The following is a 25,758-nucleotide window of genomic DNA, read 5'->3' on the forward strand; positions in this document are numbered from 1 at the left end:
TGCAGAAAAACCCTAACAGTTATAGTGTTTTGCTGCTAGCTGGCACATTCTCTGTTTTAACCTTGTTGATCCTGTTGTCAACTTGGCGCATGATAAGGCCGCACTGCTGATGGTACAAGGGGTGAGCAACTTGAACAACGGTGCGGCCATCAGCACTTTTCAAATTCCAGAACAGAACAAAGAGTAGTTTATGACTTCAACACCAAAAATTGTGCCATTAAACAAAGAACAGCACGCAGCCACAAAAATTAATAATAACAATGCCTTTTCTCATATCGACGGTGAACACTTAGTGCCGGTTGTAGTGCACGAGTTTGTCGTAGCAGGTGCAGAGTTTCCTATTGTATTTGTGAAGAACAACGATAATTTTCAACCGGTTGCGATGCTCGGTTTAGCTGTAAAACAAAACCTGTTCCTGCAGGACAATCAATGGCAGGCGCTTTATGTGCCGCGCGCCATTCGTAACTATCCATTGATGCTGGTGCAGGAAAAACAAGACAGCGAGCGTTTACTGTTAGCTCTGGACGAAAACTCTGAGCGTGTTGGTGAAAACGAAGGCCATGCACTGTTTAATGAAGACGGCAGTGAAAGTGAGTTTTTGGCGCACCGCAAAAAGCTGATGTCTGAATATGTTGATATGGGCGTGATTACCCGTAATTTCATTGCCAAACTGCAAAGCTTAGACTTGATCACCGAGCAGACCCTGACACTGAACATTAACGGTGAAGAGCGCCGTATTAACGGTATTCACCTGATTGACGAGAAAAAGCTTAATGAGCTTAGTGACGAAGTGTTCCTGGAGCTGCGTAAGAGTGGTTATCTGACCGCTATCTATGCTCAGCTGATGTCATTACAACACACTCAGAAGCTGGTTAAAAAAGTAGCTGAAGCCAGCTAATCCCCCGCAGCATGGCAATGGCTGTCGGCCGTTACCATGCTGCTTCTTCGCTTCCCGCCAGAAAAATTTCATAATTCTGTTGATTTGATTAAAAAATGTTCATAGTATGTTGGATGACAGCGTTGTCATGGCTGCGCTGTCCGGTTTCATGTGACCGTCGGGATGCAGGCTCTGGCTGATGTCTGCGTATATCTCCCTATTTCAGGCAGCAGGGTAGTTGTTGTGGCCTGAAACAGCCGACAAGGATGTTGCTTTTATTTGCCAATCTTTAGGGTGTTTTGCCAGCTAACCCCGGTTAGCTGGCTTTTTTATGTTTACTGGTTAAGCGGTAGTCTCACCGTGCGACTGACAGCATTGCCGTGGCGGCTTCGCGCCAAAAAGCTTTGTTCTGCAAGCTCCGCAGTGTTACAGACTTGCCAGCTATTGCCTTCATCTGTTGAGCATTCGATGGTCAGATGGGGCAAGGCTGTATTAAATTGCCAGCCAGTGTTGCTAAACTTTGCTCCCGGCGGCGGCAGGTAGAAGCTACTACCACTGTCATTCAGCCGGCCCAGTTCGATTTCGCTCAACCTGGCTGCGAAGCTTTGCCAATCCCTCAATCGCCCGGCTTCATCGTTGGTGTCTTCCCAGGCAGCTTTGTGCCATGCACGCTCAGCCAGTGCCAGCATGCGTGGGTAAATCATTTGCTCCAATTGTTGTTCAGTGCGTATGGTCTCACTCCATACCTGGCCCTGAATACCCAGTATATTTTCCGGTTTGGTTAACTCAGGCAAGGCTCTGCCAACCAAAGCGGGTAAATCGGTAATGCTGGCACCGCTGCGGGTAGTATCTGCATTGGCATACAGGTTATCAGGCTTAAAACCAAACACTTTGTCGATGCTTGCGTACCGTGTTGCCCAGTAATAGCCGCGTTCTTGCGGGTGAGCTTCGTGTGGGTGGTCAAAGTACAGGTGGGTTGCTGGTGACAATACCACCTGATAGCCATTATTCGCCAGGCGGTAAGCTCTGTCAGCAACACCCCATTCCCAGATGTTGTCCCAGGCGTTGGCAATAATCTGCTTGTTATTAAGTAACTTACGGTCGAAGGTATTTTGCTGATCATACATCAAGCCATCCTCCCAACCCGCTAATACCAGCTTATGTTGTTGTGTAAGTTCAGCCAGCCGGCTGACAAAATAAGGCTTTAAATCCGCGACTGTGCCGATATTGTCGTTGCTTTGAGCGAATAACTGCTGGCAGGCAGGCGAACCTTGCCAGGAACCTTTGGCTACTTCATCGCCTCCCATATGGAAGGTGTTTAGCCTGATACCGGCTTGCTGATACATCTTCTGCAGCTCAGACAATACTTTTTCGATAAAGGCGTAGGTTGAGGGCAGGCAGACATTAGCGGAGTTGTCGTTATAGTTCTGTACGCTGAGATAAACAGAAGTGTCGTCTGGGTCTGACAACAGATACTGTGTTGCCTCTTTGGTTTTACCCTCTGCCATCAGGCGATTATAACGGGCTTTCATGGCGACGATGGCTGCGCGGGCGTGGCCCGGCAGATCTATCTCGGGAATGACTTCTATATGGCGTTCAGTGGCATAACGCAGGATCTCGATAAAGTCTGTTGTACTGTAATAGCCATTACCACCGCCACTGGCATGGGGGCCCGTGCCCAGCTGGGTCAGTAAACACTTTTGTTCGGATAAATCAAAACAACGTGTTGCACCTATGTCAGTGAGCTCCGGTAAACCGGGAATTTGCAGCCGCCAGCCTTCATCTTCGGTTAAATGCAGGTGCAATTTATTCAGCTTGTAGCGTGCCATGTTATCAATAAGGCGCAACGTAACGGCTTTGCCATGAAAGTTACGCGCCATATCGTAGTGCATACCACGCCAGCCTGATCTTGGCTGGTCGGTAATCTGCCCTGCAGGCAGTGCTAATCCGCCGTTGGTGTTTTGTAGTAACGCCAGCAGGCTTTGCACAGCGTAAAAAGCCCCGCTGCTGTCTTTGCCGTTTAGGCTGATCTGCTGCTCGCTGATGATCAATTGGTAACCTTCTGCCCCAAGCTCAAGCTCAGGTGTGATATTCAGCCGGATAAGCGGCATTTCTGAAGCTTTGTTGCTCGTTAGCACTAGCTTAATACCTTGCTGTTGTAGCTGCTGCTGCAGGTAGTTAGCCTCAGTTTGAAGCGCATCAGTAAACTGTATCTGCCAGTCTGGGGTCAGTGAGACAAGTTGATTGCGCAGTTCAGCATGCAGGGGCGCCGGAATGATGCGGTGACGGCTGTCAGTATATGTACTACCTGATAACAGTGCGGTATTGCGTTCAAACCGGCCGGACGGCGTTACAACAGCAACCTGGTCGCCTTCAGCGAAGTTTCGCTGCAACTGTGCCGGTGAAACCAGAGGCTGCACAAAAGCGCTGAAATCCTCAGTGTCGGTGTTTGCGAAAATTTCAGGTGTCAGGCCTGTCGCGGTTATAAAAGCCCGCGGCATAAAGTCACTGTAGCTCACCATCCAGGGTGCTGAACTAAACGGCAACACCAGTTGCTGTGCCGGCGCTAAACCCGCGAAGTGTTCAGTCGGGCTGATACGATGTAAATCACCTTGCACATGTTCAACTTTGACCCCTTGCAATTCGACTGTGTCGATATGCCGGATCAGGTGAAAATAGACCTGCCAGTCTGACTTACCCGCAGGCAACGCAAACTTTGAACCATTGTGTAGCGTAATGGCCGCATTGAACTGCATTGGCGTGGCTGGCTGCTTTTGCGCCACGGCAAAACTCAGTGTACTTTGACTGGCAAATTGCGCTAACTGCTGCTGGGTAAATTGTGCAGCTGCCGACAATGGCTGACAGCTTAACGCCAGCAATAAAAAGATATATTGTCGCAAATCTTCTCTCCCCATGTTTGCTGAGCTTGCTACGGCTTGCTGCTTATCAGCTCAGAGCAGTTATTTAAGTTAATGATATTAAATATCTTTATAAAGAAATTATCGTTGTAATGCCAAACTTTTAGCTCGATTTTTAAACAAGACACTTGTTATTTGTCAGATTTATTATATGCTGGATTCTAAAAATGACAACGCTGTCAATTTTGTCAGCCGAAACTGGCTAAAACAAATATCAGCGCGTTGCAAAGTCACTGGCGTTACGGGTTATATCGTAAAGAGGTTGAAGAATGAATGGGATGCTGAAGGCCGATACGCCTTTGTATTTGGGAATTGATGGCGGCGGTAGCAAGTGCCGTGCTGTCATTGTATCGTCAGATCAGCAAATTCTGGGTGAGGGGTTGTCTGGCCCTGCCAACCCGTTACGCGGTATGAAAATTGCCACTGATTCTATCCTGGCGGCAACTCAGCAGGCACTGACCTGCGCAGGTCTGGCATTTAATGATATGTCACGACTGGTGGCAGGGGCTGGTCTGGCGGGCGTCAATGTACCGCAATATTATCAACTGTTTTCCGACTGGCAGCATCCGTTCAAAAAATTGTATCTGACCAGTGATTTACATATTGCCTGTATGGGCGCTCATCAGGGGCAAGACGGGGCTGTGATCATCGTCGGTACCGGCTCCTGTGGTCTGGCGTCGGTGAACGGACAGCTGGTAGAGGTGGGCGGCCATGGATTTCCGTATGGTGATAACGGCAGCGGTGCCTGGTTTGGAATGCAACTGGTGCACAAAGTCCTGTTAAGCCTTGACCAATTGGCGCCCGCCACGGCGATGACCCCGTTGTTGATGCAGGAGTTAGCTGCACGCGATACGATGGCACTGGTCTCACATTTTATGCATGCCACCCCAACGACTTATGCTAAATATGCTCCTCTGGTGTTTACTGCCGCAGAGGCGGGGGATGCAACAGCACAGGCCCTGATTGAACAGGGCGCGGCGTTTATTACCGCGGTTGCACAGCGGTTGCTTAAAGCCGGCCCGCCACGACTGTCATTTATTGGTGGTTTGGCGCATAAGTTATTGCCTTATTTGCCGCTGGATATTCAGCAACAGGTTACACCGGCTCAACAAACGCCGGAACTCGGAGCGATTTGGTTTGCGTTACAGCGGGACCAGTCGCAATCTATCGCACTATCGTTATAGGTAAAGAAGTAATGAGCAACAGTATTATGGCTCTGGAGGCCGCAGAGGCGCCAAAACGTATTGCAGAGCAATTGGCTGCTAATGCCGCCACGGTAGAGCAGGTGGTGGCGCAAATTCGCCAGCGCGCGCCTAAATTTGTCTATATGGTAGGCCGCGGTTCATCTGATCATGCAGGTGTATTTGCCAAATATCTGATTGAAATTGAAATTGGCTTACCAGTAGCTGCCGCAGCGCCGTCAATTGCCAGTGTGTATAACAAATCGCTGCAGTTAAAAGAGGCGCTGGTGCTGGTTATTTCGCAATCCGGCCGCAGCCCGGATATTCTGGCTCAGGTAGAGATGGCAAAACGCAGTGGCGCTATGGTGGTGGCACTGGTCAATGATACGACGTCACCCTTGGCTGAGCAGGCGCACTATACGCTACCTCTGCATGTAGGGGCAGAAAAAGCCGTTGCTGCAACGAAGAGCTATCTGGCTACGTTAAGCGCTATTTTACAGCTGGTATCGGTTTGGTCTGGCAATCAGCCACTGCAGCAAGCGGTACAGCAGTTGCCGCAAAGCCTGGAACAAGCCATCGCATTGCCACAGCAACTGAATGCCGCAGCGCTGGAGAAAGTTGCCCATCTGGTTGTGTTGGGTAGGGGGCTTGGTTACGCCATTTCACGTGAAATCGCGCTGAAATTAAAAGAGGTCTGTGGTATTCATGCTGAAGCGTTTTCCAGTGCAGAATTTCTGCATGGGCCCGTGACACTGGTTAAAAATCAGTTCGCCATTGTTGATGTAACAGTCGAGGATGAGAGCCTGGCGGCACATCGCAATCAGATCGAAGATGTCCGTAGCCGTGGAGCGGCAATAGTGCAATTGCATCACAAAGGCGTAGATGCACAGGCCAGAGTGTTGCCTCTGCTGATTTTACAACGCTTTTATCTGGATGTAGAAGTGGTTGCGCGTAGCAGAGGGATAAACCCGGATGCGCCTCCTGGCCTGAATAAAGTGACAAAAACGGTTTAGTGCAATTATACGGTAATAACAAATGCAGCAGTTAAGTGTCAGCCGGTTATTTGACGGTGAACAATGGTTTGAAAATGTCAGCGTGAGCATAAACAATGGTGTTATTCACGCCGTTGCGCCTGCCAGCGGTAATGTACAGCCTGGGTTGTTAGTGCCCGGTTTTATTGACGTTCAGGTAAATGGTGGTGGTGGTGCTTTGTTTAACACCGCGCCCAACCGGCAGTCACTGCGTACTATGATGCAGGCACATGCCCGCTTTGGTACTACGGCAATGCTGCCCACTGTTATCACTGACAGCATCAGCGTAATGCAGCAGGCAGCAGAGGCCATAGCGTCAGCCATTGCAGACAAAGAACCGGGTATTATTGGAGTGCATTTTGAGGGGCCACATTTGTCGGTGCCGAAAAAAGGTGTGCACCCTAAGCAACATATCCGCGAACTAAGTGCTGCAGAATTGGCTATTTATGGCCGTGACGATCTGGGCATTAAACTGGTGACTGTCGCGCCGGAGAATATTACTCCGGCACAGATCCGTCAGCTGATAGCGCTCAATGTCATCGTTTGCCTTGGTCACTCCAATGCTGATGCGGCGACGGTACAGGCAGCGCTGGATGCCGGCGCAACCGGCTTCACGCATTTATATAATGCCATGTCTGCGCTTACGTCACGTGAGCCAGGCATGGTTGGGGTAGCCCTCAGCGATCCGGACAGTTGGTGTGGTGTTATTTTTGATGGCCATCATATGCACCCGGTTGCGGCAAAAGTAGCGCTGGCAGCTAAACCTCGCGGTAAGCTGATGATCGTGACGGATGCGATGTCACCGGTAGGTACAGATGATACCGAGTTCGATTTTTTTACCGGCAAAGTAATACGTGAAGGCAGCAAGTTAACTAACGAGGCGGGTTCACTGGCAGGTTCGGTGTTGGATATGGCGGCAGCAGTGCAATACGCGGTACAGGTGTTAGCTGTTAGCCCGGCAGAGGCACTACGGATGGCATCTTTGTATCCGGCACAGTTTCTGTCTTGTCATCATAGCGGTCGTATTGTCGCCGGCGCGCAGGCCGATTTGGTACTGCTTAATGATAACTGGCAGGTACAGCAAAGCTGGATAAGCGGTAAGCCAGTCTTCAGCACAAAATAACAATGATAAAAGCAAACGGGGAAGGAAAATGGAAATGACAGCTGAACAAGCCAAAAACCGCAGCAGTGTGGTGCCGATGGTAATAGTGGCGATATTGTTTTTTGTGCTGGGGTTTGCAACCTGGCTAAATGGTTCGCTTATGCCGTATTTAAAACAAATGCTTACTCTGAGCCCTTTTCAGGCGTCGTTAGTGGTGTTTTCCTTCTACATTGCTGTCACTTTTACCGCCCTGCCATCGGCATGGATTATCCGTAAAGTTGGCTACAAAAGTGGCATGGCACTGGGCATGGCGACCATGATGCTGGCCGGTTTGCTGTATATTCCAGCGGCACAAACACAGACGTTTGCCTTATTTCTGTTTGCGCAGCTGGTGATCGGTACCGGCCAGACGTTGCTGCAGACTGCGGTTAACCCTTATGTGGTTAAAATTGGCCCTGAAGAAACGGCAGCCGTGCGTATCAGTATCATGGGAATTCTGAACAAAACTGCCGGTGTTGTAGCGCCAGTAGTATTTACTGCGCTAATGGCCAATAGCTTTGTTGCCTCGCCGGATACCGCTTTGACGGGGGCGCAGATAGATGAAATGGCATCTGCTTTGGTGGTGCCTTATCTGGGGTTAGCGGCGTTTTTAGGCCTGTTGGCGCTGGCGGTTAAGTTTTCGCCATTGCCAGAGCTGGAAAAAGAAACCGCAGATAATAACAACTCAGCGCAGATAAAAGCAGCGCTGGCAAGGCCAAGCCTGGCACTGGGTGTGCTGGCTCTGTTTGTATATGTTGCTGTAGAAGTGATCGCTGGCGATACCATAGGTTTGTTCGCGTTATCACTGGGCGTTGAACGTTATACCGTTATGACCTCCTACACCATGGGCTGTATGGTGCTGGGTTATGTGCTGGGCATAGTGTTAATTCCACGGGTATTGTCGCAGCAGACTGCGCTGGCGGTATCTGCCGTGTTAGGTGTGGTGTTGGTACTGGCAATAGTGCTGGGTGATACCTCATCTTACGCGTTGGCAAACAGTTTACTGGTACCTTTAGGTGGCACGGCACTGCCGGACACTTTGTTGTATATTGCAATACTCGGGCTGGCTAATGCCATTGTCTGGCCAGCTGTGTGGCCACTGGCATTGTCTGGTTTAGGTGCGCTAACCAGCACAGGTTCTGCACTATTGATTATGGGCATTGCCGGCGGTGCATTTGGCCCATTGTTTTGGGGGCTGGCGAGTGGCACAGGGCTAGGGCAGCAGGGGGCTTATATCGTGATGCTGCCATGTTACCTGTTTATTCTGTTTTATGCGCTCAAAGGCCATAAGATGACAAGCTGGAAATAATGACAGGCAGCTCACGTTTTTATGCATTAGATGCACTGCGTGGGCTGGCTATCGCGCTGATGATCCTGGTGAATACGCCGGGATCGTGGCAGCATGTTTATAGCCCGCTGTTACACGCATCCTGGGACGGCTTCACCTTTGCCGATATTGTGTTTCCGGCATTTCTGTTTGTTGTCGGTGCGGCGATGTTTTACGCCTTACGCCATACCAGCCTGACAGTTGCGATGGTGCAGCGCATTGTTAAACGTGGCGTGTTATTGGTTGCCATCGGCATTTTACTCAACTGGTTCCCTTTCACTCACTCAGTTAATGAACTGCGGCTACCTGGCGTGCTACAGCGCATCGGCCTGTGCTACATGCTGGCAGCGTTGTTAGTGCTGTTGATTAAAGTGCGTTATATACCGCTTTTGAGCATAGCGCTGCTTGCACTGTACTGGATATTGCTGCTCACCTTTGGTGGCGGGCAGCCTTTTAGTCTATCGGGTAATGCAGTATTGAAGCTGGACATGCTGCTGTTTGGATCTAATCATCTTTATCAGGGATTTGGTATTGCTTTTGACCCGGAAGGGCTACTCAGCACTTTGCCTGCCGTGGTCTCGGTACTGGTGGGGTACTATGTGGCGGCTAAGCTGGTGCAGCACAGTCCCAGAGCCGGTGCGCTTTGGCTGGTTAAGTTTGCTGCGGTGTTGTTCATTGCCGCCTGGTTATGCAGTACGTTCTGGCCGGTTAATAAAGCCTTATGGAGCGGCAGCTACGTACTGCTTTCCAGCGCTATTTTGTTGCTGATACTGGCCGTACTGGTATGGGTTTCAGATGTGTTGGCAAAACGTGCGCTGGTACAGCCGCTTATTACTTACGGCACCAATCCTCTATTTATCTATATTTTGTCGTGGCTGTGGGCGGTCTGTCTGTCACTTATCCCGGCAGGCGATAGCAATTTATACCAGTACAGTTTTGAGCTACTTACTACCGTACTGGCACCAAAGCAGGCTTCGTTATTGTTTGCCGTGCTGCATGTACTGTGGTTTTGGTGGTTATCGCGTGTGTTATATCAGCGTAATATCATTATCCGCCTGTAGTCTGCAGGCAGATAATAATATTTAACGTGTCAGAAACGGTATTCCCAGGTAGCGGCTATGCTACCGCGTTTTATTTCCAGCTCGGGCTGCGGTGATTTATCAAATACCCGGCCTTCAATACTGAGTAAACCGTTGAAAAACGGCTGCCGGTATTCCAGCCGCAGCTGCCAGTTTTTTAATGCGGAACTGGCGGCAAGAAATTCACCGCGCAGTACACTGACAGCCCAGCTGTAGCCATCAAATGTCTGGTACCGGTAACCGGCAGACAATACTCGGGCATCGCTGCCGTAACCACTGCCTATTACCCTGCCATAGCGGCGATAACCCTGGGGGTAAATATCGCCCTCGTAGGCGCAGTGGCCGGCAGTCAGGGCGTCTTCGCAGCGGATATAGGTATCAGACCACTCCAGATTCAGCGTGTGAACCGCGCTGGTATGACCAAAAAATGTTCGTACACCATATAGCTGCAGCGGTTTGCTCAGGTTACCGCCGTTGTTATCGTCTGCCAGTTCGGTGTAAAAACTGAACGGGCGGTCAAACAAGGTGGTGTGGAACGTCAGGTCAATTGCAGCCATATTGTCTGAGTTCATCTTGTCATCAAGCAGCAGCATGTCGGTAAAGGCATCGAAGCCATTATCCAGCGTATCACCGCCCCACTGACTGATACGGGACAGCCCCAACTCCAGCTGAGGCAGTGGTCTGGCGCTGAAACGGGCACCAAAGTACTTGATTTGCCGAGGTTGGCTGCTATGTTCGCCCTGACCGATGAAAGTGGTAAAACTCCAGGGGCCGAGCCAGCTGAACAGTGGATTTTCACTGCTCTGCCAGCTGTGCCGACTGAGCCTCAATGATGGGACAGGTCGGGCGTTATTACTTACCAGCAAGGCTGTTTGCTGGCCGGGCCCCCACCACATAGCTTGCTGGTCCAGCGCTAGCACCCAGTTACCGGCGATCAGCGCCAGATAGCTGCCATCTAGTGTCAGATCCTGTTCTGTGCTGCCGTTTTCTGTCTGACGGTAATTAACCTGAGTTTTCGCTGCCCAGCCATCGCCCAGATACTCTTTGAATAAGGTGACAGCGCTTTTTTCAACATAGGTTTCGCCGAAACTCTGAAACAGTGACGGATCACTGCTGCCCCTTACCTTCATGCCGGCAATGTAGTTTTTCTGGCTGGCGTTCAGTGCAGAGCGTACATGCGCCAGAGCAAACTGCAGCTCAGCTGTGGGTTGCTCCTGAGCTGAGGCTAAATCAGCAACAATATTTTTCCACATCAACGGGTAAGTATTCACCGGGCCCGATATCACGCCAGCATGCGCCAGTGTTTGCAGTGACTGGCGTAAGTAGTTATCTGTGGTATCGACCCAGGGCGCAGCCGCAACTGGCATGGCGCACAGCAAGGCCGCCGCCATGGAAAGTTTTTTTGTCATACGTTCAGTCTGGTTTTAAGGGCTGTTTCTACATGGGCCGGTACAAAGCTGGATACGTCACCACCGTGACGGCAAACCTCTTTGACCAGAGTGGAAGAAATAAAGGTATTTTTTTCCGACGGCGTCATGAAAATACTGTCCAGTGCCGGGTTAAGCTGTCGGTTCATGCTGGCGAGCTGGAATTCGTATTCAAAATCCGCCACCGCCCTTACGCCGCGAATAAGTACCTGTGCAGCATTATCTTCGGCAAACTTTGCCAGTAAGCCGGAGAAGCCAATAACACTAACGTTGCTGATACCGGAAAATGCCTGTTGCGCCAGTGCAACCCTTTCATCCAGCGTAAACAGCGGTTGTTTACTGGGGTTAGCGGCAACACCCACTATGACGGTGTCAAACATGCGTGCGGCACGCTGCACTAAATCGGCATGGCCATTGGTCAAGGGGTCAAAAGTACCTGGGTAAATTGCTTTTATTTTCATTATGTTGTCGGCATTCCTGGGTCAGGGCAAAAGCCTTGTATAAGCTGCGACTAGAGTTTTTAGTCAATTTGGCGTTACTATAGCAAATTAAATTCGCTAACCATAAGCCTGTTTCGCAGATGGAAAAGAAGTTAAGAACCAAAGATAAAATTCTGCAAGCCAGCATAGAATTGTTCAATCAGGTCGGTGAACGTCAGGTTACCACTAACCATATCGCTGCCCATTTAGGGATCAGCCCCGGTAATCTGTACTACCACTTTCGCAATAAAGAAGACATCGTACGGCAGATCTTTAAAGAGTATGCCAAGCTACTGGAAACCAAAATTAAACCGCCATCAGATAAAGCTGAAGCTCTGGATACACTGGCCAATTATCTGGATGCCGTATTTGAGCTGATGTGGCGGTTTCATTTCTTTTATGCCAACCTGCCGGATATTTTATCGCGGGACCCGGCATTGCAGCAGGACTACCAGCAGGTACAGCAAGGGGTGCTGATGCGTGTTACTGCGGTGCTTAAAGCATTGAAGCAGTCCGATATTATTGATATCGAAGATGAAGATATCACTGATTTGGCTCATAGCATCAAGTTGCTGGTCACGTTTTGGATCAGTTATCTGAAGACCCAGGCACCTGACAAAGATATCGATCAGGCCAGCGTCTATCAGGGGGTGTTGAAAGTGCTGTTATTGTTCAAACCTTATGCAACAGCACAGGCGAAACCACGCATTACCCGTCTGCAGCAACATTATGAGGCGCTCGCCGGCGATATTAAGCTGCTGTAGGCTAAACTTGACAGCAGCAGGTCTGAGCAGCACCAGCTATTAAGCAAAACCCCTGCACAGCACCGATATTAGCTATACAATAGCGCCGTTTTTTCTGTTCTCTCTACCCCGTAACAGGAGGCTTTATGCGCAGCAGCGCTTTTCTGCAACACCTACAACAACAAATAGATGATGTTAAAGCAGAAGGTTTATACAAAGCAGAACGTATTATTACCTCGCAACAGCAAGCCAGTGTTGATGTTGGCGGCGAGCAGGTACTGAATTTCTGTGCCAATAATTATCTGGGGTTAGCAAACCATGCTGATCTTATTGCTGCGGCTAAACATGGCCTTGATAGCCATGGTTTTGGTGTGGCGTCAGTGCGTTTTATCTGTGGTACTCAGGATATTCACAAGCAGTTGGAGCAGAGCATCAGCGAGTTTCTTGGCACAGAAGATACTATTCTATATTCCTCATGTTTTGATGCTAACGGCGGTTTGTTTGAAACCTTGCTTGGTGCTGAAGACGCCATTATCTCCGATGCGTTGAACCATGCGTCCATTATCGACGGCGTGCGGTTGTGCAAAGCAAAACGTTACCGCTATGCCAATAATGATATGGCAGAACTTGAAGCTCAGTTACAGCAGGCTGATGCTGATGGCGCACGTTTTAAGCTGATTGCGACCGACGGCGTGTTCTCTATGGACGGTGTTATTGCTGATTTAAAAGCCGTTTGCGATTTGGCTGATAAATATGGTGCCATGGTGATGGTAGATGACAGCCATGCAGTTGGCTTTGTTGGCAAACATGGCCGTGGCACGCATGAATACTGCGATGTGATGGACAGAGTAGACATTATTACCGGTACCCTTGGTAAAGCTCTGGGTGGGGCATCGGGCGGCTATACGTCTGGCAAGAAAGAAGTGATTGAATGGCTGCGTCAGCGCTCACGGCCTTATTTGTTCTCAAATTCGTTGGCACCATCGATAGCGTCGGCGTCGATCAAAGTACTTGAGATGTTAAAGCAGGGCGATGACTTACGGGCAAAGTTATGGCAGAACGCTGATTACTTCCGCGAGAAAATGTCCGCCGCCGGTTTTACCCTGGCAGGGAAAGACCATGCCATTATTCCGGTAATGCTGGGTGATGCCAAAGTGGCTGCTGAAATGGCCAAACGTATGCTGGCAGAGGGCATTTATGTGGTCGGTTTCTCCTTCCCGGTGGTGCCTAAAGGCCAGGCCAGGATCCGCACCCAGATTTCTGCAGCACACAGTAAAGAGCAATTGGACAAGGCAATTGATGCCTTTATCCGCATAGGTAAAGACATGGGCGTGATCGCATAAGGGCGGGGCGTAAAGATGAAAGCATTAGCAAAATTAAAAGCAGAACCTGGGATCTGGCAAACCGAAGTTGATAAGCCTGAAGTCGGGCCGAACGATGTGCTTATCCGCATCAGAAAAACCGCTATTTGTGGCACTGATGTGCACATCTATAAGTGGGATGAGTGGGCACAAAATACCATTCCGCACGGTATGGTAGTTGGCCACGAGTATGTCGGTGTGGTCGAGGGTATGGGCTCTGAGGTTCGCGGCTTTAAAGTAGGTGATCGCGTATCAGGCGAAGGCCACATTACCTGTGGTTACTGCCGCAACTGCCGTGCCGGCCGTGTGCATTTATGCCGCAATACCACAGGTGTTGGTGTTAACCGCCCGGGTGCCTTTGCCGAGTATCTGGTGATCCCGGCATACAATGCATTTAAATTGCCGGATAATATTCCGGATAACATCGCGGCCATTTTCGACCCCTTTGGTAACGCGGTGCATACTGCTTTATCGTTCGATTTGGTCGGTGAAGATGTGCTAATAACCGGTGCTGGGCCTATCGGTATTATGGCTGCGGCAGTAGCACGGCATGTTGGTGCCCGTCATGTGGTTGTTACTGATGTAAACCCTTACCGTTTAGAGCTGGCGCTGAAAATGGGGGCCACCCGTGCCGTGGATGTCAGCAAGCAAAACCTGAAAGAGGTAATGCAAGAGCTTGGTATGACTGAAGGTTTTGATGTTGGCCTTGAAATGTCAGGGGTCCCGGCGGCGTTTCGCAGTATGCTCGATACCATGAACCATGGTGGCAAAATTGCCATGCTGGGCATTCCCCCATCAGATATGGCAATCGACTGGAACAAAGTTATTTTCAAAGGCTTGATCATTAAAGGCATTTACGGCCGTGAAATGTTTGAGACCTGGTACAAAATGGCCAGTTTAATTCAGTCCGGGCTGGACTTATCCCCAATGATCACGCACGAAATGCCAGTGTCACGTTTTCAGGAAGGCTTTGACATTATGTGCTCTGGGCAGTCTGGAAAAGTGGTACTAAACTGGTACTGACAATTAAAACCGTACGCTACACCGATGATAAAAAGGCGAACTGAGGTTCGCTTTTTTATTGTCGGTTTTTTTTTCAATCAAGATTGGGCTCTGACAATAGATACGAACTGAATTGGCCTAATGTGCTGATATAAAGCTGAATTTTTAGTTGGATTGGTTTATGCATTACAGATGTTGCAAGTTTTTGCAAAAACACAATCTATAACAATATTCAGAGGTATATCCATGTTGAAGTCCATACTATTTGCTGTTGCGACAGTAGTGTTAAGCAGTTTTGCTTTACCTCAAACCGCACAGGCCACACCTATTATTACGCAAGATTTTTTACTTGAAGATGGCACTGTCTTTGGCACTTTGTCAGTAGACATTAATAATATCGACGAGCTCGGCAATGTGCTTGAGTGGGAAGTGTTTGAACTATTTGGTTTGGCAATTGGTGAAAGCTTTGAGTTTGTTGCGATGTTTGATCCAGCAGATTTATTCACTGGTTTTAGCTATTTATATTTCGACGTTAACGAAGTGAGCGGTACCTATGCATTCCAAGGATTTTGGGATACAGATTTTGGTTTGTTGGACATTTATACTCCCGATGGTCAATTCATTGATCAGGGGTTGTTTGTGCTAAGCGCTGCGTCAGTCAATGTACCAGAACCAGGCACTATGTTTTTACTGTTAGCCAGTGTTGGTGGCTTATTACTGCGTCGCCGCGTTTAAGCTGTTAACTCTGTTAAGCGCTAAAGTGTCAGCTTTTTTATCAATAACATTACAGCTGTAAATATTTGTTATCTGTATGCTGTGGTCGTTAAAGCTGGGCTTTGGTCTGGGATGGTTAAAAGAAGGTGTCTGATTTTTATACAGTGACGTAAAAACATACTGCCACTCTTTAGCATTAACCCGGCTGTTATGCTGCTTTGCAGGCAAAAAATACGTGTTGCGAACGATAAAAATAAACGGAGAACGAGCATGCAACTTACCAAAATTATGACCAGAACCGCCCTTGCGGTAGCGGTCGCTGCGGGCGTAGCGCACGCCCAGCAAATGAATAACCCTTATGAAGTTCAGATAAACCCGGCATTATTAAAACAAGAAGCTGTTGATGCCGGAGTCGCCCCGTATATTGTGCAGGTAAAAGGTAAAACCGGCATCGAAAAAGCGCAGGAATTAGGCGAGCTAATGCCAGCGCGTCAGTCTGTTACCCGAGCGCTGAACCGCTATAACTCATCATCGTCAAGGCTGCAAACCTATACCAAAAGCCTGAAGGCGTTACATCAGAATCTGGCGGCGCAAAGCGGTGCTGATAAACTGATCTATTCTTACACCCACACCTTTAACGGCTTTTCAGCCAAGATGACAGCTGCTCAGGCAGAAGCGTTGCGTAATCACCCGAATGTTGCAGGTGTATGGCGTGACGAAGCGCAGCAGATGACGACGTCCAATACGCCAGCGTTTTTAGGCTTAACCAGCTCACCTGATGGCCTGCACACACTGGGTGTTAAAGGTGAAGATGTGGTTATCGGTGTTGTCGATAGCGGTATCTGGCCAGAGCATCCAAGCTTCGCTGATGATGGTTCTTACGCGCCGCTTTCGGGTTGGAACGGTACCTGTGATGTGGGTGAGGACCCGGAATTTAGCTGTAACAATAAACTGATTGGTGCGCGTTACTTTAAGAGCACTTTTGAAACTGTGTACGAAATTCAGCCGGGCGAATTTATTTCACCCCGTGACGCGGATAACCATGGTACTCACGTGGCATCAACCGCAGGCGGTAACGAAGGTGTTACCGCTGTGTTTAATGGCACACCGGTAGCAACGGTATCCGGTATTGCGCCGCGTGCGCGTATTGCTATGTATAAAGCCTGTTGGAACAGTGATTACGTAAGCCCTGAAGGGGTAAACGAGCGTGGTTGCTTCTACGGCGATACTATGGCGGCGATTGATCAGGCGGTTGCAGATGGCGTAGACGTCATTAACTATTCTATCGGTGGTGACAGAGTTAATCTCACCACTGTATCTGCTGCCGCTAAATTACGCGCTGCTCAGGCAGGCGTATTTGTTTCCGTATCTGCCGGTAATGATGGCCCGACAGCCAGTACTATAGGTACGCCAGCACCTTGGGTAACTACTGTAGCAGCTTCAACTTATGATGGTTTGAGTATTGCCAATGGTATCGAAGTGACCGCAGGTCCGCTGCAGGGCACTTACATTGCAGTAGAGGGTGTAACGTCAACTCCTCTTAACCAGGTCGGTGATATCAGTGCTGATGTTGTTGTTGCAGAGCCACTGTTGGCCTGTACTGAACTAACAAATGCTGCTGAAATTGAAGGCAAATTTGCGCTTATTCAACGCGGTACCTGTAGTTTTGACATCAAAATTGCAGCAGCAGAAGCAGCAGGCGCGGCTGGCGTGATTGTGTATAACAACTCTGCCGTTGCGCCTATTCCTATGGGCGGTACCGGTAGCTTTGGTATTCCGGCAGTGATGACAACTTTGGCAGCAGGCAGTGCCTTTAATGCTGAAATCACTGGCGGCGGTGTGGTCAACGTCAAAATGAGCCCGTCGGTATTTGTTGATGACGTGGTTGAAGTGGGTAATGTTATGGCCAGCTTCTCGTCACGTGGCCCTAACCTGTCAACGTTCGACGTGATTAAACCAGACATTACAGCGCCTGGTGTGAAAATTCTGGCGGGTGCTTCATCTCAGCCTATGTTAGCTCCGCCAGGTAACAGCTTTACCTACCTGCAGGGCACGTCAATGTCCAGCCCGCATATTGCTGGTATGGCGGCATTGGTGAAAGAGGTACATCCAGACTGGTCAGCCGCTATGGTGAAATCAGCACTGATGACTACGGCGCGGCAGAATCTCACCAAAGAAAACGGTGTAACTCCTGCAGATCCGTTTGACTTTGGTGCTGGTCACGCAGTGCCTAACAAGGCTACCCAACCAGGCTTGACCTATGATATTGCCAACAATGATTACTTTGCCTTCCTGTGTGGTATCGGCAACAGTAGCTTTGTAGCTAATACTACAGGTGTTACCTGTGCCCAGTTCGAAGCTGCGGGCTATGATACTGACCCAAGTCAGCTAAACCTGCCATCTATGGCCATCGCTGAGTTAACCGGTGCCGAAACGCTGACCCGTGTGGTAACCGATGTTAGTGGCTCAGGCTCGGTATATACCGCAACTGTTGAAGCGCCTGCCGGTGTTGATGTTGAAGTTATTACCAACGACGGGGCTAACCAGATGACGGTGGCTGCTAATGCGTCAGTGGCTTATGGTGTGAAATTTACACCTAATGCCAGTGCAACTATTGGTCAGTGGGTATTTGGCGCTATTACCTGGTCTAACGGTGTGCATAGTGTACGCAGCCCTATTGCTGTTAAAGTCGAATCACCACAGCTTATCGTCGCGCCTGAAGTGATCAGTGGCGCGGTTAAAGCGAAATCTGGACGTTTAAGCTTCCAGGTTGATATGCGCTATAGCGGCACTACCAGTGCTTCTGTGGTAGGTGTCAGTGCACCGTTTGGTTCAACCCGCACTGTGACTCAAGACCCGGATCGGACCTTTAGCTTTAATGAAGCTGGTTTGGGCTTCCATGCCTTCCTGGTACCTGAGGGGACCCGCGTAGCTCGCTTCAGCTTGAATGAAGCTTTGGCTTCTGTACCGGGTGCAGATCTAGATCTATATGTTTATCGCTGTATTGGTTATGCCTGTGATCCAGTTGGATCTTCTGCAGCTTCAGGTGGTAATGAGGTAGTGACGCTACGCGACCCTGCTCCGGCAGCAAATGACGCAGCGGGTGATTTCTATCTGGTGTTTGTACATGCGTATGACTTGCTGGGTGCAACAGAGGCTGAATACACTATGCCGCTATGGATTGTGGATAGCCAGGAAAGCACTACCCGCCTTGTTTCCAGCCCACGCGCTATTATGGGCCGGTCAAACATTGTTACTGTCATGACGTCTAACCTGACGGCCAGCCCGTTGCCATATTTAGGTGTGGTTGCATTCGAAGATGCTGACAGCATTGAGCATTCATCGACGCTGATTGAAGTGATTGCCAATCCGTAATTGATGTGATGAATGAAACTGTGTATTGGTGCACAGTTTCAACACAAAAAATCCGGTGATTAATCACCGGATTTTTCATTGCCTGTTATCAGCTTAAGGTTGATAAGTCGCTGTTAGCGTTAAGCCACTTACTGCACTGTAACCATAAACTGAGATGTACCAGGTTGCAGCCTGAGGGGTGGTAAAGCTGCAGCTCTCAGTATTGCCAGTGTTATAGGGCCGGCAATCGTAGCTGGTTGTGGTTGGCTGGCTGCCGCGTTTTACATACAAGTCTGCGTCACCGCTGCCGCCAGACGTATCAATAGTCAGGCTGCTCATGCCTGCCGGCACCGTTACGGTGTAGTGTTTCCAGCTGCGGCGTGCAATGCTGATGTTTGATTCCGTCATAGTTGCACCCTGGTTAGTGCCACCACCGCTTGCTGCAGTGTAATCAGCCAGTAGCGACACACCGGAATAGGCACTGTAACCGTTTAGCATAATGTAGTATGTGCCAGGCTGAGGCGCTGTGAAGCTGCAGCTTTCATTGTTGCCGGTTTTATAAGGACGGCAATCGTAGACCGAGCTGGTTGGCTGGCTGCCAGATTTAACATACATATCGGCATCACCGCTTCCGCCGGACATAGTGACAGTCAGGTTAGTAGCACCAGAGGGCACCGCAAAGGTATAAAGTGTGCTGCTGCCCGTGGCACCACTGATGCCGGTGGTAGCAATACCTTTAACCAACTCATTACCTGCAGGTGGTGGTGGCTCACTGCCATTACCGTCACAACCATTCTGGGCAATATAATCGTATGCCGCTTTAGTGCGAACCAGACCATAGCCATATGAATTATCGCGCCCTACTGTGCCTAAGTCTTCTGCTGTTGTGGCCAGCACGTTTCTGATCTGGGCGTTAGTACACTGTGGATAATGGCTCCACAACAAGGCAGCTACACCGGCTACGTGCGGAGAGGCCATCGAAGTGCCGCTCATCAGACCGTAGTTACTGGCGCCCGAGTTCAGGCTGGCAGTTTGGTTGAGTTTCGTCATCAATGCCTGACCCACTGCCTGAGTCACAGCCAAAGCCGGAATAGTGGTACCAGGGTTATCTCCCAGTGTGCCACCGAAATCACCTGCCACGTTATTATAAATAATCGCTGCCAGGCCACCACCCGCTTCACAAGACTGAACTTTCTGCACAAAACTGACATTACCGCGCTCGATCAGACAAATCTTGTTGCTGACGCCTGAGCAGGTGCTTTCTGCTAAACCACAGCTGGCAAGGGGGGCATTTGCGCTGCCATCTGAAGAGTTAGTCATAGGGCTGCTGTCGTAGCTGGTACTGCCTACGCTTAACGTGGCCTCAAGACCGGTCCCTTCCGGATATGTCGAGCGTATGTCGACACCCGGTCCGGACAGTTCTACCTGGCTGTTACGCTGCGAGAAATCTGCCAGCTGCTTATTTTTGTCTATTGCGGCAACAGATATAACAGAGTTATAAGACGCCGGATAGGACAGCGCTGTATTACCGTCGTTACCTGCTGCGGCAATCAACAATACGCCGGCATCAAAGGCTGCCTGCATAGCGTTTGATTCTGTTGTACTGGAGCCTTCTCCACCCAGGCTCATGTTTATTACCGTAGCACCGTTACTGACACAGGTATTTACTGCGTTAGATAAGGTAGAACTGTAGCCCCAGCCATCGTCGTTAAATACTTTGATGATATGCAGTTTCACGTTGGCGTTAGGCATAACACCGAGCATGCCGGTCGCATTGTTTAGCGCCGCTATAGTGCCGGCTACATGAGTGCCGTGCGGGCCACCGTTGTCAGACCAGTTACCAGTGCCGGAGTTATTGGTGCCGGTGATGTTAGCGCTCAGAAAATCTTCATGCGGTAAGTCCAGACCTGAATCGATGACACATACTTTTTGATTGGATGCAAAATCGTCACTGACCTGATTCGCTTGTACCATGGTATAGCCGTAAGGTATCTGCTGGGCCATCGGGTAGCGTTTATAATCCTCTTCAATCAATTCAATGGTACTGTCTTGAGCCAGAGCAGCAAGTTCCGCAGCGGATAACTCAACAGCCAGTGCCGATTGTGCAGCCAGCACTTCTTTAACACGGTTACCACGTTGCTCAAACTTGGCTTTGTAGTGCTGCAGATTGTTTAACCTGCGTTGTGTGTCGCTGGCATTGAATGTTCCCGGGCTGGCAAGCTCAAGTTGTTGTTGCTTATATTTCACTATGTAACGCTTTGTCCCGTCACTTGCTGTTTGCTGGTTTTTCGCCGCCGCTATGACCGGGCTGGCGTAACGGCTGGCCTGATCCGCCGCTTGCGTAGTTGCAGCAGCAGTCAGCAAGGTGGCTGGCAGGCAAAGTAAAGCCAGCTTATTAAGGGTGAACTGAGGTTTTTTCATCTGTTTCTCGAATTATTTATTGTTGTATGTTTCCTGGATGATGACGGCCTGCTGCAACCTTGCAGCAACATCTTTCACCCTTTTAACTAAATTGTAATTTTATGTAAATCTGCTAAATGGTGACATTTGTTACAGCTTTCGCGCCGGCACACGCCTTGTCTGGAAAAAAGGTCTTTTTGCAAGTCACCTGCTTGGGAACGCTACAGCGTGGATGGGCGTCAGCACCCGGTCACGCTGGCAGTACCTGTTTTCCCATATGTCGATTCTGCATAACTTATAATGCTTTTTGCTAAGCAGTCGTCGATTGCATCCATCGGCAGAGTCGCCGACAATAGCGGCTCTTTGATTAAGAGCGGGTAGAGCAGCCTGATGCAGCAGTGGGATGTAATTGTAATTGGTGCCGGAGCCGCCGGACTGATGTGCGCAATAGAGGCGGGAAAGCGTGGTCGTAGCGTATTAGTATTGGACAATGGCAAGCGGGTAGGGCGCAAAATTCTGATGTCTGGCGGTGGCCGTTGCAATTTCACCAACATGTACGCTGGGCCAGAGAATTTTCTGTCGCAAAACAGGCACTTCTGTAAGTCTGCTTTAAGCCGTTATACGCAATGGGATTTTATTGCATTGGTGCAAAAGCACAGTATTGCGTATCACGAGAAAACACTGGGGCAGCTGTTTTGTGATGATTCTGCGAAAGATATCGTCGATATGCTGTTAAAAGAGGCGAAAACCGCTAATGTGCAAATTGCGCTGCAGCAGAACATTACCGCTGTCAGTTTTGCTGAGGGCCAGTATACGGTTACTACGCCAGAGCTGAGCCGGCAGTGCCAAAGCTTAGTGATTGCCAGTGGCGGCCTGAGTTTACCTAATTTAGGCGCCACCGCCTTTGGTTTTCAGTTGGCCGAACAGTTTGGTTTAAAAGTACTGCCACTGCGAGCGGCCTTAGTGCCATTAACCTGGCAGCCGGCCGACAAGGCGGTGTTTGAAGAAATAAGCGGTGTGTCTTTGCCGGTAACGGCTGAAGCTAATGGCACTGTATTTCCGGAAGACATGTTGTTTACCCACCGCGGTTTAAGCGGGCCAGCCATTTTGCAAATATCCAGTTATTGGCAGCCGGGGGACGACGTCACAGTGAATATGTCACCGCAAACTGACATCACTGAATTCTTAGCCGCTCAGCAGCAAGCTCACCCTGAACAAGAAGTAAAAACCGCGTTGGGCAAGTTGCTGCCAAAACGGCTGGTAGAAAAACTGCTGGAGCTAAATGTATTCAAGAATCAGCCGCTGAAAGCGTTAACCCCAAGAAGCATTGCACAGCTTGCTGACAGCCTGCATGGCTATGTGTTTAAGCCGAACGGCACCGAGGGCTACCGCACCGCAGAAGTCACCATCGGCGGTGTCGATACCGATTACTTGTCATCAAAAACCATGGAAGCAAAAAGCCAGCCAGGCCTGTATTTTATCGGCGAAGTGGTAGACGTCACCGGCTGGTTAGGGGGCTACAACTTTCAGTGGGCTTGGGCCAGCGGCTGGGTAGCCGGACAGTATTGTTAGTGTGGGATTGCAATGAAAAAACTTTCTAAAGTTCAGTTAAAACAGCAGGCGGCTGTACTGGAGGCGGTAACGGCACTGGAGCAGCAAGCTCTGGCGGGTTTGCCCGGCACCGCGCAGTGCTGGTTTAGTATGGAGTATGAGGCTTTTCCCGGCTCGCTGCTGGTGCGGCTGCAGTTTAGCGGCCAGCCTTATCTGGATCAGGCGCAAACTCAGCTGCTGCTGTGGCAAAAAAAGCTCAGTGCTTTGCTGCTGAAACAAGGCATAGTGCTTAAGGATATGCGCCGGCATTTGGTGTTTACGTTAAGTGGCCCGGACGACTAACTACGCTGGTCACAGATTCTGTCACAGGATAAAAGTAACAATGAAATATTATGTTGGCGCTTATGCCGCTTCGCCCAATCAAACCGGCTGGGATCAGCAACTGGAAACCGCTTATTACAATGAACTGAAACAGCTCAGCAACATTAAAGGGCTGGAGCATCCGTTTCTGGGCAAGTTGCATATACATGACGACAACTGGTTTTTAGCCAATATCGCACCGCAGTGGGATTATGTGTTTACTTGCATTCCCGGCATTATGAATGCGCTTGGGCAAAATCCGCAGTTTGGCCTGGCATCGACAGATGAAACTGGGCGCCAGGCTGCGTTGAGTTTTATGCAGCAAGCATGTGAAGCGATTGCCAGGTTAACCCATCATCTTGGTCGTCAGGCCGTTACCGCTATTCAAATTCAAACTGCACCGGCGCGCAACAAAGCTGACTCTTCGGTACAGGCGCTGGAGCAATCATTGCACACTATGCTGCAGTGGGATTGGCAGGGCGCCAAGATCGTGATTGAACATTGCGACGCACTGATGCCTGGGCATGAACCGTCAAAAGGCTTTTTAGCGCTGCAGGATGAGCTGGCACTGCTAATGCGATTGAATGAACAGGCCGCCCCGCAGCAAAAGCTGGGCATGGTGATTAACTGGGGCCGCTCGGTATTTGAAAGCCGGCAAGTAGACGGTGCCAGGCAGCATATTCTGGCCGCTCAGGACGCTGGTTTACTAAGTGGCGTGATGTTTTCTGGTGTGTCTGATAAGGACAGTGAGTACGGCGCCTGGCGCGACAGTCACCAGCCCCCGCAAAGCAGTGAACAGGTAAAGCATGGCGAGCCTGGCAGCTGGATGAGTGAGCAGGCGATACACCAATGCCTCGCAGCCATCGATAATCTGAAGCAGCTACCGGTACTGGGGGCGAAAATTGGTATCCGGCCGCACCAGGCACCGGTTGAGCTACGTGTTGCTTATATCCGCGATATGCTCGCTATTTTAGACAGGTTTTTTTAACTCAGCGCTATATGCAAAATGCTGGCGCGGCGTTATGCAGCACTGAAGTGCTGCAGTCTGTGCCGCGCGGGAGTGTGCCAGTTTACTTAAAGGGCGCAAAGCCGCCGTCAGTATCGATGCGGGATACGTCCACATACATTCTGCCGCGTAGCGCAGTGTGCACGGGGACAGGGGATTGCAGGCCTGTGATATTAAAGCGGTATAATACAGACTCATCCGCAAGACCGGTTAAAAAATGGATATTGTCTTTTTCATCATGGTTGGTGGTATAGCCACCTGCACCCAGGTCTTTGTCGACTGTTTTATGGCAAATCACGCCATCTTGCTGGTATTCCGACACATCATAGTGGCGAATATTCACCAGGCCTTTGAGTACTAAAAAGCCTGACAGTACGCCTCTGTGGGCATGTGCCGGAATGCTATCACCTTTTTTCAGCAACAAAATATCAATTCTGATGCGGGCATGGCGCAGCAGGTACAACCTTCTGTTCCACAATGAAAACGGCCTGAACCATAGCGACGGCGAGCGGGTCGGCATATCGAGAATATCTGTCTTATAACCGTCTTTCTTCAGTAGCGGGTACACCGCATCAAACTGAATCTCTTGCAGTAAACGGGGGATTTCAATGTTTTGATAATACCGGTTCAGCTCTTTGTCTAACTGATAGGCATCTGATTTGCCGAGGTATAACTTTGCTGCTTGTCCCAGCAGCACGTCTGTTGCGTTTGCACTGCGGCAAAGTGCAGGTTGCATCAGCCGTATCAGAAATGATTTAACAAATCCTGTTGTTAACATGTTGCGCTTGATCTTGACTTGCTCAGGCCCTAAAAACTGACACAGCTTATCCGGTACGTCAAATTTCTAAGCGTTGTTTTTGCTAAATATCCGGGAGTTTCTTTCAGAACAGCGTGCAATGAGGCTTTTTCTGGCAGTTTGACCGGGTTGAAGCAGGTTGCGTGGCGTCTTTATAAAATCTTTATACTGATAGCCTAAATCTTTAGAAAAGCTTTACAACACAACATCTGTGATAGCGGTAGGCTTGGCGGCATCTGAAACAGGGGTTGTGTTGTAATGTCTGATTACTCCTTTGTGCTCAATGTTAGCGCTATCAATAATAAACGCTTTTTCTACCGGGTGATTGGTTATCTGCTGGCCTGCCTGGCGGTCGCCCAATTTACCACTATGGCAATCAGTTTTATGTTGCACGACAAAGCATTCTGGAGCTTTTTGTTGTCTGCGCTGGTTACCGCTGGTGCGGGTGCCGCACTGCTTGTGCGTTCAGGCGGTGCGACAGAGCTGAAAAAGCGTTATTTGTTTTTGCTGACCACACTTTGCTGGTTATCGGTATGCGCTTTTGCTGCACTGCCGTTGTACCTGAGTTTACCGCAATTGAGTATGACTGATGCCTGGTTTGAAGCGGTGTCCGCTATTACAACGACAGGCTCTACCGTGCTTAGCGGACTGGATACTATGCCCAAAGCTGTGCTGCTTTGGCGCGCTATTTTACAATGGATTGGTGGAATTGGCATTATTGTGATGGCGATAGCAATATTACCGGCATTGAAAATTGGCGGCATGAAGCTGTTTAAAACGGAAAGCTCGGATATTTCTGAGAAGATTCTGCCACGCAGCAGCCATTTATCCGGTTCTATTTTGCTGGTCTATCTGGCCATCAGTGCTGGTGCAGCGCTTAGTTACTATGTCGGTGGCATGTCATGGTTTGATGCGCTGACACATGCCATGACATCTGCTGCTACCGGCGGTTTTGCAAACTATGACGCCTCGTTTGGCTATTTCAATGATAAGCCCTGATTGCTGTGGTTA

General features: G+C 49.7%; 20 protein-coding genes. 15 read left to right on the forward strand and 5 right to left on the reverse strand.

Annotated features, from left to right (window positions below; translation table 11 throughout):
* Positions 1-190 precede the first annotated feature (190 nt).
* The gene (locus tag VIN66_RS16325; RefSeq protein ID WP_331924966.1) at positions 191-898 is read left to right on the forward strand and encodes a SapC family protein; all 708 of its coding nucleotides are present in this window, start codon (positions 191-193) and stop codon (positions 896-898) included.
* 314 nt (positions 899-1,212) lie between these two features.
* Here the strand turns inward: VIN66_RS16325 and VIN66_RS16330 are convergent, their stop codons facing one another.
* Positions 1,213-3,777 carry a family 20 glycosylhydrolase gene (locus tag VIN66_RS16330; protein WP_331924967.1) on the reverse strand — a complete coding sequence of 855 codons (2,565 nt, stop codon included), beginning with the start codon at positions 3,775-3,777 and terminating at the stop codon, positions 1,213-1,215.
* Between the two features lie 287 nt (positions 3,778-4,064).
* Here VIN66_RS16330 and nagK point away from each other — a divergent pair, with 287 nt between their 5' ends.
* Genes nagK through VIN66_RS16355 form a run of 5 tightly spaced genes read left to right on the forward strand, consistent with a single transcriptional unit; the run spans position 4,065 to position 9,536 of the window.
* Positions 4,065-4,979: an N-acetylglucosamine kinase gene (nagK, locus tag VIN66_RS16335; RefSeq protein ID WP_331924968.1), complete on the forward strand. Its 915-nt coding sequence runs from the start codon at positions 4,065-4,067 to the stop codon at positions 4,977-4,979.
* Between the two features lie 11 nt (positions 4,980-4,990).
* Complete coding sequence (gene nagB-II / locus VIN66_RS16340) at positions 4,991-5,989, forward strand: glucosamine-6-phosphate deaminase NagB-II (protein ID WP_331924969.1); 999 nt, start codon at positions 4,991-4,993, stop codon at positions 5,987-5,989.
* Positions 5,990-6,011: 22 nt separating this feature from the next.
* Entirely contained in the window at positions 6,012-7,130 is a 1,119-nt protein-coding gene (nagA, locus tag VIN66_RS16345; protein WP_331924970.1) for an N-acetylglucosamine-6-phosphate deacetylase, read from the forward strand.
* Positions 7,131-7,164: 34 nt separating this feature from the next.
* The gene (nagP, locus tag VIN66_RS16350) at positions 7,165-8,457 is read left to right on the forward strand and encodes an N-acetylglucosamine MFS transporter NagP (RefSeq protein WP_331924971.1); all 1,293 of its coding nucleotides are present in this window, start codon (positions 7,165-7,167) and stop codon (positions 8,455-8,457) included.
* Entirely contained in the window at positions 8,457-9,536 is a 1,080-nt protein-coding gene (locus VIN66_RS16355; protein ID WP_331924972.1) for an acyltransferase family protein, read from the forward strand. Before nagP ends, VIN66_RS16355 begins: the two co-directional genes overlap by 1 nt.
* Before the next feature lie 29 nt (positions 9,537-9,565).
* Here VIN66_RS16355 and VIN66_RS16360 read toward each other — a convergent pair whose 3' ends face one another.
* Entirely contained in the window at positions 9,566-10,963 is a 1,398-nt protein-coding gene (locus tag VIN66_RS16360; RefSeq protein WP_331924973.1) for a capsule assembly Wzi family protein, read from the reverse strand.
* A complete protein-coding gene (gene coaD, locus VIN66_RS16365; protein WP_331924974.1) occupies positions 10,960-11,442 on the reverse strand; it encodes a pantetheine-phosphate adenylyltransferase in 483 nt (160 codons plus the stop codon). Before coaD ends, VIN66_RS16360 begins: the two co-directional genes overlap by 4 nt.
* Positions 11,443-11,561: 119 nt before the next feature.
* Between coaD and VIN66_RS16370 the strand changes: the two genes are divergently transcribed.
* The 5 genes from VIN66_RS16370 (at position 11,562) to VIN66_RS16390 (ending at position 18,655) form a co-directional block, all read left to right on the forward strand.
* A complete protein-coding gene (locus VIN66_RS16370) occupies positions 11,562-12,224 on the forward strand; it encodes a TetR/AcrR family transcriptional regulator (RefSeq protein ID WP_331924975.1) in 663 nt (220 codons plus the stop codon).
* A 125-nt stretch (positions 12,225-12,349) separates the two neighbouring features.
* On the forward strand, positions 12,350-13,546 hold the full coding sequence (locus VIN66_RS16375) for a glycine C-acetyltransferase (protein ID WP_331924976.1): 1,197 nt from the start codon (positions 12,350-12,352) through the stop codon (positions 13,544-13,546).
* 15 nt (positions 13,547-13,561) lie between these two features.
* Complete coding sequence (gene tdh, locus VIN66_RS16380; RefSeq protein ID WP_331924977.1) at positions 13,562-14,587, forward strand: L-threonine 3-dehydrogenase; 1,026 nt, start codon at positions 13,562-13,564, stop codon at positions 14,585-14,587.
* Positions 14,588-14,758: 171 nt separating this feature from the next.
* The gene (locus VIN66_RS16385; RefSeq protein ID WP_331924978.1) at positions 14,759-15,301 is read left to right on the forward strand and encodes a PEP-CTERM sorting domain-containing protein; all 543 of its coding nucleotides are present in this window, start codon (positions 14,759-14,761) and stop codon (positions 15,299-15,301) included.
* Positions 15,302-15,550: 249 nt separating this feature from the next.
* On the forward strand, positions 15,551-18,655 hold the full coding sequence (locus VIN66_RS16390; RefSeq protein WP_331924979.1) for a S8 family serine peptidase: 3,105 nt from the start codon (positions 15,551-15,553) through the stop codon (positions 18,653-18,655).
* A 93-nt stretch (positions 18,656-18,748) separates the two neighbouring features.
* Here VIN66_RS16390 and VIN66_RS16395 read toward each other — a convergent pair whose 3' ends face one another.
* Positions 18,749-21,055, reverse strand: a complete 2,307-nt coding sequence (locus tag VIN66_RS16395; RefSeq protein WP_331924980.1) for a S8 family serine peptidase — start codon at positions 21,053-21,055, stop codon at positions 18,749-18,751.
* Positions 21,056-21,424: 369 nt separating this feature from the next.
* On the opposite strand from VIN66_RS16395, the gene VIN66_RS16400 reads away from it, so the two are divergent.
* Genes VIN66_RS16400 through VIN66_RS16410 form a run of 3 tightly spaced genes read left to right on the forward strand, consistent with a single transcriptional unit; the run spans position 21,425 to position 23,933 of the window.
* Complete coding sequence (locus tag VIN66_RS16400; RefSeq protein ID WP_331924981.1) at positions 21,425-22,606, forward strand: NAD(P)/FAD-dependent oxidoreductase; 1,182 nt, start codon at positions 21,425-21,427, stop codon at positions 22,604-22,606.
* Positions 22,607-22,618: 12 nt separating this feature from the next.
* A complete protein-coding gene (locus tag VIN66_RS16405; RefSeq protein WP_331924982.1) occupies positions 22,619-22,927 on the forward strand; it encodes a hypothetical protein in 309 nt (102 codons plus the stop codon).
* Between the two features lie 40 nt (positions 22,928-22,967).
* Positions 22,968-23,933, forward strand: a complete 966-nt coding sequence (locus tag VIN66_RS16410) for a DUF4862 family protein (protein WP_331924983.1) — start codon at positions 22,968-22,970, stop codon at positions 23,931-23,933.
* Between the two features lie 82 nt (positions 23,934-24,015).
* Here VIN66_RS16410 and VIN66_RS16415 read toward each other — a convergent pair whose 3' ends face one another.
* A complete protein-coding gene (locus tag VIN66_RS16415) occupies positions 24,016-24,729 on the reverse strand; it encodes a hypothetical protein (protein ID WP_331924984.1) in 714 nt (237 codons plus the stop codon).
* Between the two features lie 276 nt (positions 24,730-25,005).
* Here VIN66_RS16415 and VIN66_RS16420 point away from each other — a divergent pair, with 276 nt between their 5' ends.
* On the forward strand, positions 25,006-25,746 hold the full coding sequence (locus VIN66_RS16420) for a TrkH family potassium uptake protein (RefSeq protein ID WP_331924985.1): 741 nt from the start codon (positions 25,006-25,008) through the stop codon (positions 25,744-25,746).
* Positions 25,747-25,758 lie beyond the last annotated feature (12 nt).

This window comes from Rheinheimera sp. (genome assembly GCF_036568245.1).
In the GTDB taxonomy this organism is placed as follows: Bacteria; Pseudomonadota; Gammaproteobacteria; order Enterobacterales; family Alteromonadaceae; genus Alishewanella.